Here is an 8,740-nt window from a genome sequence, read left to right as displayed (position 1 = left end):
GCCGCGCACGATCTGCCGCAGCAGGTTGGTCTTCCCGGACTCGCCGTCCGCGTAGGCGAGGAAGTGCGGGTCGGCGTTGAAGTCCAGGTACACGGGAGCGAGCTCGTCCTCGTCGACACCGATGGGAATGAGCTTGCTGTCCTGGTGCTTGTCCTGCAGCAACAGTTCCTCGTACGGCATGAGGTCGGGAAGCAGCCGCACCTGGGGCGCATGCCTGCCCTTCCAAGCCGCGGAGATCTTCTTGACGGCGTCGACGACCCCATCACCGAGATCGGCATCGCTGCTGGAGCCGTCGATACGTGGCAAGCCGCTCAGGAAGTGCAGTTTGTCGCGGGTCAAACCACGGCCGGGACGTCCGGCCGGCACGTTGACGGCGACCCTGCGGTCGATGTCGGACTCACTCGGATCACCGAGCCTCAGCTCGAAGCGCGTCCCGAGCATGTCCTTGATGGCGGGTCGGATGTCGGCCCACCGGTTCGACGCGATGACCACGTGTACGCCGTAGGTCAGACCCTGCACGGCCAGCTTGGTGATCTGCGGTTCCAACTCGTCGAAGTCGTCCCGCAGCGCACGCCACCCGTCGACGATGAGGAACGCGTCGCCGAACGGGTCCTGTTCCGCCGTAATCTCTCCACGACGCTTGCGGTTGCGGAAGTCGTTCATCGAGTCGACGCCGAGTGCACCGAACCGCGCTTCCCGCTCGTTCACCAAAGTGGTGAGTTCGGCGACGATACGGCGTGCCTTGTCGGGCTCGCGGCGTGCCACCGCGACACCACCCACGTGCGGCAGGCCGTCCAGCGCGGCGAGCGTTCCACCACCGAGGTCGATGCAGTAGAACTGCGCCTCCTCGGGCGTGTGGGTCAACGCCATCGACATGATCAACGTACGCAGCATCGTGGATTTACCCGACTGCGGACCACCCACGACGACACCGTGCCCGGCACCGCCGGAGAAGTCCGCCCACAGCGGGTCGCGCCGTTGTTCGTACGGGCGGTCCACGATGCCGAGCGGCACCTGCAGCCTGCCGTTGCCGAAGAACCCGACCGGCGACAGTCCCCTGTCCTCGGTGGGGTTGAGGTTCGGCAGCAGGGTGTCGAGCGAGTTGGGTTCCTTCAGCGGCGGCAGCCAGACCTCGTGGGCCGGCGGTCCCTGGCCGACGAGCCGACTGACGATGACGTCCAATTCGCTCGGTTCGACGGCTTCTTCGGATTCCGGCTGCTGTGGCTGCTCGACGGGTTCCGGCTCGGGCTCCGGTTCCTTCGGCAGTTCCACGAAGTCGGGCACGAACAGCTGCGGGCGTTTGTCGGCACGCACCACCTTCGCGCCTGGAGCAGCGGTTTTGATACCCGCGGGCCGATACGGCCCCGACACGTACGACGCCTTGAAACGCACCAGTGTGGATGTGTCGTACTTCAGGTAGCCACCACCGGGAACGGACGGCAGTTCGAAAGCGTCCGGCACACCGATCGCGGCCCGTGACTCCGCGGCCGAGAACGTCTTCAGACCGATCCGGTACGACAGGTGGGAGTCGAGCCCGCGCAGCTTGCCCTCTTCCAGGCGCTGGGAGGCGAGCAGCATGTGCATCTGCAGCGACCGACCCAATCGACCGATGGCCACGAACAGGTCGATGAAGTCGGGCTTGGCCGCCAGCAACTCCGAGAACTCGTCGACCACGATGAACAACGCGGGCAGGGGATCGAGGTCGGCGCCGTTCTCCCGTGCCTTCTCGTACTCCCAGACGTTCTTGAAGTTACCGCCGTTCTTCAACGCCTCCTGCCGCCGGTTCATCTCACCGGCGAGCGCGTCCTTCATACGGTCGACCAGCGTGACCTCGTCGGCGAGGTTGGTGATGACGGCGGAGACGTGCGGCGCCTTATCCAATCCGAGGAACGTGGCACCACCCTTGAAGTCGACGAGCACGAAGTTGAGTGTGGTCGAGGAGTGGGTGGCCAACATGCCGAGTACCAGCGTGCGAAGGAACTCCGACTTACCGGAACCGGTCGCACCGATGCACAGGCCGTGCGGCCCCATGCCCTCCATGGCCGCTTCCTTGATGTCCAGCTCGACGGGCTGGCCGTACTCGCCGACACCGAACGGCACGCGGTAGCGGTCACGGATCGGCCGCGGCCGCCACGCCTGCTGCACGTCGAACGTCATCGGGTCCCCGGGGATACCCAACAGCTCCAACAGCGACGGGTTCGACAGCAGCGGCTGTTCCTCGCTGTCCTCGGTCGCCCCGGTGCTCATGCGATACGGAGACAGCTTGCGGGCGAGTGCCTCGACCTCCACCGTGCTGAGCGTGTCCGGGCGACCGAACCACTCGACACCACCCGCGCTGCGGGCTCCGAGACGCTCCTCCTCCACCACCAGGCGCAGGCCACGACGGGCCGCGAGGTTGCCGATCGAGTCGGACAGGTCGAGGAGAGTGACACCGACGAGTCCCTCTTCCAGCAGGATCTGCTCCTCGCCGGTGACCTCGGCGTCGTCGAGCACGATCACGATGTGCGGCTGGTCGGGTGGAGGCGTGGCGTTGCGCGAGAACCGCTGACGATCACGCAGCTCCTCCTCGAGCCAGTGCTCGATCTGAGCCAGCGAACCGCTCATCATGCGCATCTGTCCGATGCCATCGGACAACGTCGGGTGCTGGACGTGAGGCAGCCACTTGGCCCACTCCCACTCTTCCTTGGCCCTACCCGTGGTCGCGACGCCGATGAGCACGTCGTCCGGGCTGTGGAAGGTCACAAGCTGCGCCAACATCGCCCTGGCCAGGCCGCGCGTGAGTTCCTTGTCGCCCTGCAGACTGACGGCGGCGAAACCACGCAACGTGATCTGCGTGGGCAGGTCGGGCACGATGGAATGGGCGCGCACGAACCGCCTCAGCGCCAGCGTCGCGATCGGCTCCAGTTCGTCGACCGGGCCGGTCTGCGGCGGCACAAGACGTGTCGCCAACCGATGCGAACTACGGCCCACACGCAGGTGAAGGAAGTCCTGGTCGCTCTGCCGCCGCTCCCACATGCGCCGCGTAGACGCCATCGACCACAGCGCCTCGGGGTCGGGATGCACCCACTCCAACGAAGCGCGCTGCTCGACCATCGCCTCGCGGGCCCTGTCGCGCATCTGGCCGAGATACCGCAGATAGTCCTTGCGGTCCTCGTTCATCTCGGCCTTCTTCTGCTGGCCGCCCCGACCGCCGCCGGCGAACATGCCGACCATCGACATCATCATCATCAGCGGCATCATCAGCATGAACGGGCTGCGCATAGCGCCCGCCGTGAACATGAAGACGACCATGCCCAACATCGCCACGACCATGACGACCGGCATCAACTTCATGACGATGTTGCCGGGAATCGTCCGCGGGACCTCGGGCGGCGGCTCCAAACGCACCTCACCGCCAGGCGGGCGGGGAGCAGCAAGCCGTGGCGACCGCTTGAACTGCAGCGTGCTCACCGAAAGGACCCCTCTTCGACTCGGCGACTGACGGCCAATGCGGGCGCGCGCACCGGAACATTCGCCGGAACTGCCCCCACGTGTGGCCCAGGTGCGTTAATACTAGGGCGGTATTACGACACCATGGGGCCGGTTCGGCAAGGTTACCGGCCGACGACGGGATGTTTTCCGCGACGCGGTATAAACACCCTGCGGCAGAATCTCCAGGTAGGGGGCGAAAAGGTGGCAACGGGCACGACGGTATTCAGCAGGGTGACGGTGGTCGCGCCTCGAACCCGCATCGATGTCGCGCTGCCCGCCGATGTGGCGGTGGCCGACCTCATGCCCATGTTGCTGGAGATGGCGAAAGAGGTGTCTCCCGACGGGGGCGCCAGGCACGGCGGCTGGGCGCTGGCGAAACTCGGCGACGCTCCTCTCGACCCGAGCCGAACGCTCGCCTCTCTCGGCATCGTCGACGGCGAACTGCTGCAACTACGCAAGCGCAACGAGAATCCACCACCACCGCTGTACGACGACGTCGTTGACGCCATCGCCGAAGCCGAACCCGACAGCTTCCGGCCGTGGACGAAGGAAACGGCACAACGCATCGGACACATCGCCGGAGGGCTGGCACTCTTCTGCGCCGCGCTCGCCTTGTTCTTCGGCGGCCCCCTCTACGGAGGTAACGGACTCGCCGTCGCCATCACCGCCGGTGTCGCCGCCATCGCCTGTGTCGCGGTCGGCACCACTCTCGTCAAGGCTTACAACGCTCCGGCGACCGGAGTGGTGATCGCCGCCGCGGGAGGATTACCACTGGCCTTCGTGAGCGGCTTCTACATCGTTCCGGGCGGTGGCATACGCGCCAACCTCCTGCTGGCCAGCGCTCTCGTGGTGGTCGTCGCCGCGGCATGCATCCTGCTGATGGGCACGGGCATCACCACATTCATCGCAGCCGCCACAGTGGGCGTGTTCGGTGTTGTCGCATTCCTCATCGCGACCCTCATCGCCCACCCCGCGCCCGGTATCGCCGCAGGAACCGCCGCCGCCGCTCTCGCGGGAATCTCCATGCTGCCAAGGGCCACGATCTGGCTGGCGAAACTGCCTCTCCCCCATGTGCCGGGCACCGCGGAGGAACTGAAAGAAGACACCGGCTACCCGGACTACTCCTCCATCGAACGCAAGACCCGGGCCGCGCACAACTACATGACAGGCCTGCTGATCGGCAGCGGCTCGGTCACCGCGATCGCTGCGGTGATCACCGCGACCTCCGGCGACATCTGGGGCATCCTCACCGCTGTCATCGCCACGCTCGTCCTGCTGCTGCGGGCACGTACCTACGCCAACGGCAGCCAAGCCGTCGCACTACTCACCACGGGCATGGTCTCGGCAGCCGGCATCCTGCTCGGCTGGCTGTGGACGGAGGACGCCAACGGCCGTGTCCTGTGGGTCTTCGGAACGATCCTGCTGCTGGGGGCGGCTGCGCTGGTCCTGGGCGTCGTGTTCCCCAACCAGCGTTTCACGCCGCCGATGCGCCGTGCCGTCGAGATCTTCGAAGCCGCCTGCATCGCAGCGGTCCTGCCGCTGGCGCTCGCTGTGATGGGCTTGTACTCCACGCTGCGCCACCTCGACATCGGGTGATGGAACAGACCAACAGCGCCACAACTTCCAGGGGGTTCGCGTGCGTTCGGCTCGGGCGATGAAACGACACTCGGCACTGGCGCTGATCGCGGCGATCGGCGTCGCGGGACCGACATTCTTACCGGTGCCTGCCCTGGCGCAGGATGACGCGGCTACCGAGGGTTCCGACGGTTACTACGCGACACCACCGCCGATAGACCCGGGCGCGCCGCCGAACGACACCGGCAGGCCCGACAAGCGCTACGAACCCAGAGTTCCCTGCGTCCAACGCAATCTCGAGTACAACGAAGACATCCAGAACGCGCCCTGGGGACAGCAATACCTGCGCATCGACGAAGTCCACAACCTGATGCGCGCGGAAACCGGCCACATCGGCATCAGCGTCAAGAACAATAAGCCGGTGAGGGTCGCCGTGATCGACACCGGTGTGACACCACACCCCTACTTCGAAAACCGTCTTAAAAGCGGAGGCGACTACGTCGCGAACGGCGGAGACGGGCTGCACGACTGCGACGGACACGGGACTCAGGTAGCAGGCATCATCGCGGCCGACACGCCCGAAAACATCGGCTTCACCGGCGTGGCACCCGACGTCGAAATCGTGTCCATCAGGCAATCCAGCCAGAACTACTCGCCCGCCGAAGAGGATTCCGGCTCCGCAGGTGGCAACGGTGGTGACGGAGGCGACGACGGGGGCGATGACGGGGGCGGCGAATCCCTTCGCAGCACCGGCCCCGCCCAAGACAGCCGCACGCAGGGAAACGAAGGTGCCGGCACCTTGAAGACCCTCGCGCAAGCGATCGTGAACGCCGCGAACAAGAACGTGGACGTCATGAACATCTCCATCAACCACTGCCGGCCCGCCGACGGCTCCATCACCACGGACGAACAAGCCATGTGGGCGGCGATCCGGTACGCGGTTCGGGCGAAGGACGTCCTGATCGTCTCGGCAGCGGGCAACGCCGCCGAATCCAACAACTGCAAACAGAACGACCAGGTCCTGGCCGAGAAGCCCAAGACCATCGTGACGCCGCCGTGGTTCTCCGAGGACGTGCTGTCCGTGGCTGCCATCGACGAAACCGGTGGCTTGGCGGACTTCAGCATGCACGGCCCGTGGGTCAGCGTGGCCGCGCCGGGAACGGGCATCATCTCTCTCGACCCTGCTGAAGGATCCGATGGCCTGGCCAATATGATGATCGACAACGGTGAGGCTCAGGACATCAAGGGCACCAGCTTCGCCGCGCCGTACGTGGCGGGCCTGGCAGCGCTGGTACGAGCGAAGTACCCGGACCTGAGCGCTCACGAAGTGATGCACCGGATCAAGTTCACCGCGCAGCACCCTCCGGCTCCGGGTGGGCGAGACAATTTCGTGGGTTACGGGGTCATCGACCCCATGGCGGCGTTGACGGCGACCGTGCCGTCCGAAGAAGGCATACCGCCCGCGCAGGCTGAGAACCTTCCATCGGACATGCCACCGCCGAACAATCCGGACAGGACACCGATCACTGTGGCGTTGATCGGCTCCGGAGGTGCCCTCGCCGCGCTCGGGATCACCCTCTTCGTCGTCCACACCATCCGCCGCAACCGCAAGGATGACGTGCCCGCCCGCGTCTGAATAAACCACGTTTAGCCCGCTAAACGCGTCTCCCTCTGGACGGAGAACAGCGTTTAGCGGGCTAAATGCTGTTTGGGCAACGGAAACCCCACCAGCTGAAGACCTTCGCCCGCCCTTTCTGACCGTCGCCACTTCAACGCAGAGGTCAGCTACGCTACAGCCGTAACAGGGAAGGCCCCCTTGCCACCCTCAACCGCGTTTAGCGGGCTAAACGCGGTTGAACGCAGACCAACCCAGCACCCACGTGCGGAGGGGACTTGGCCCAGTGCCGAGCCGGTTTCGCTGAGGTTTTCCGTGTCTGTCCGGTCTGTTCGCCGTCTTGTCCCCCCAGAACACAAGACTCCGCCTCCCCCGAAACAAGCTCGCACCACACGACAAAGGCCGGGCAGAAGCGCTTCCGTCTGAAGCCTCTCCTGCCCGGCCTGTACCGTTTTCCTACGCTGGCGCCGCTTCCAGCGTGTCAGTTGCCGCCCGCTGCCGCGTGGCCTTCCGGTTGGATCACCGTGCCCTCCTGCTCGTCCACGGACACCGTGTCATACGTGCGTTGCGCGTCCTGCGGGTTCAGTGACGCCCCAGCCGGAAGGAGTTTGATGATCGATTCGGGTGCGGGGTCCAGCTTGGTCAACCCGAGCCCCTGCGCGATTTCCTTGCTGGGAATGCTGTAACGCACTCCGCGGTCCGAGATGAGCTGAATGTTGCCTCGCCCGAACGTTTCCTTCGTCGTGGCCGACTGCACAGCCGCCGCGAAGCCGGGTCGCATGTAGAAGTGGTCGACCTTCATGTTGTCCGGAGAGGGCGTGCCGATTTTGACGAACTCCGGTTCGCCGTTCGCATCCTTCGGCACAGGCAGTTCTCCGGCGACGTACACCGACGTGAACGCGTCACGTTGTTCGCCCTCTCCCCTGATGTTCCAGCCGAGGCAAGCCACGGGGTGGTTCATGGGATCGAGCACGGTCGGCACGGCATCCGGGTAGTGGCTGACATCCAGGTACCCCTCATCGCCGGGGCCAACGATCGGGAGGGTCCTCAGCGTGTCCGGGGTGATGGGCTCAGCACCACTGACGCCGGCCGTGGAGTGTTTGTAGATCAAAATGTCCGCCACGGCCTGCGAGATGCGCTGAAGACCCCTTTCCGTAATCACGTAGAACTCGGTGCGTTCGGTGAGCTGGGTCTTGACTACCGAGCCGATCGACAGCCCATTGACGTTGAAGCCGTCGGGTTGCTGGCCCCAGCCTCGGATGTGGGGTGCTTCGAGTGTGCCGACAGACGGAATCGCATTGAGCAGGCCTGTCGAGATGCGCCGCGCCATGCGTTCTTCGAGATCCAGAGCGGAGGTGACGGCATCATCTGAGAGGTCGACCTCGGCACGCACTGTGTTGGCGTTCTGGTTGTTGGCATCGGTTTTCTGCCGGTACACCAGGTAGTGCTTGCCGTCGTCGGCGGATACGAGCAGCGACTGGTTCTGGGCCAGTTCTCTGCCGAGATCCTTGTCCTTGACCCCGGCTACTACCGTGCTTTCCGTCACGGCCTGTTCCCGCGCTACCGGATCATTGAGCGATCGGTCCACTATGATCTGGTCGCAAACGGCCCAGTCTGTGGAGATGAGCTGGTCTTCCGAAGGCAGTAGGTCGGGACCGCCGGGAATCCCCTGGAGTCGGCCTTTGGGAATGTCCTTCAGTTGCTCGTCGGAGACGACGTCGGGCTCCACAGCGGCCGGCGCGCCTTCTTCCTGCCCGCCGCCTTCGCCCCCGCCTTGGTTCTGCGCCATGAGGATCAGCCTCGCTGAGGCGAGGTTGAAGGTGGGGATCAGTTTCTCCCCGGCGACCACGTAGACACTCCCGGACTGCTCGCCGATGACGATGCCGGACTCCGGGGGCTTCGGGTCTGGCTTGAAGAAGCCCACGATGATGAAGGCAAGCATCCCCAGGCAGCTGAGCACGACGCCGACGATGGTCGCACGCGAGTGTGTGCGCATCGGGTCGTGGAGCATCACGGCGTCCTTGCGCACCAAGGCGGACTGCATGCGGCGCAGCACGAATTGGTAGGCCTGGACTTGCG

General features: G+C 65.2%; 4 protein-coding genes. 2 read left to right on the top strand and 2 right to left on the bottom strand.

Features of this window, described 5'->3' with window-relative positions; translation table 11 throughout:
* Nucleotides 1–3,450, bottom strand: a 3,450-nt coding sequence (gene eccCa, locus M7H19_RS16880) for a type VII secretion protein EccCa (RefSeq protein ID WP_298182586.1), incomplete at its 3' end; no start/stop codon positions are given.
* A gap of 222 nt (nucleotides 3,451–3,672) precedes the next feature.
* On the opposite strand from eccCa, the gene eccD reads away from it, so the two are divergent.
* Nucleotides 3,673–5,067, top strand: a complete 1,395-nt coding sequence (gene eccD / locus M7H19_RS16875; protein WP_298182585.1) for a type VII secretion integral membrane protein EccD — start codon at nucleotides 3,673–3,675, stop codon at nucleotides 5,065–5,067.
* 58 nt (nucleotides 5,068–5,125) lie between these two features.
* The gene (gene mycP, locus M7H19_RS16870; protein WP_298182582.1) at nucleotides 5,126–6,682 is read left to right on the top strand and encodes a type VII secretion-associated serine protease mycosin; all 1,557 of its coding nucleotides are present in this window, start codon (nucleotides 5,126–5,128) and stop codon (nucleotides 6,680–6,682) included.
* Nucleotides 6,683–7,142: 460 nt separating this feature from the next.
* On the opposite strand, the gene eccB is transcribed toward mycP, so the two are convergent.
* The coding region (gene eccB / locus M7H19_RS16865; RefSeq protein ID WP_298182580.1) for a type VII secretion protein EccB at nucleotides 7,143–8,740 on the bottom strand (1,598 nt) is incomplete at its 5' end.

Origin of the sequence: Saccharomonospora sp. (genome assembly GCF_027317685.1) — a bacterium.
Taxonomy (GTDB): Bacteria; Actinomycetota; Actinomycetes; order Mycobacteriales; family Pseudonocardiaceae; genus Saccharomonospora.
This window is presented reverse-complemented; position numbering and strand designations above follow the sequence as displayed.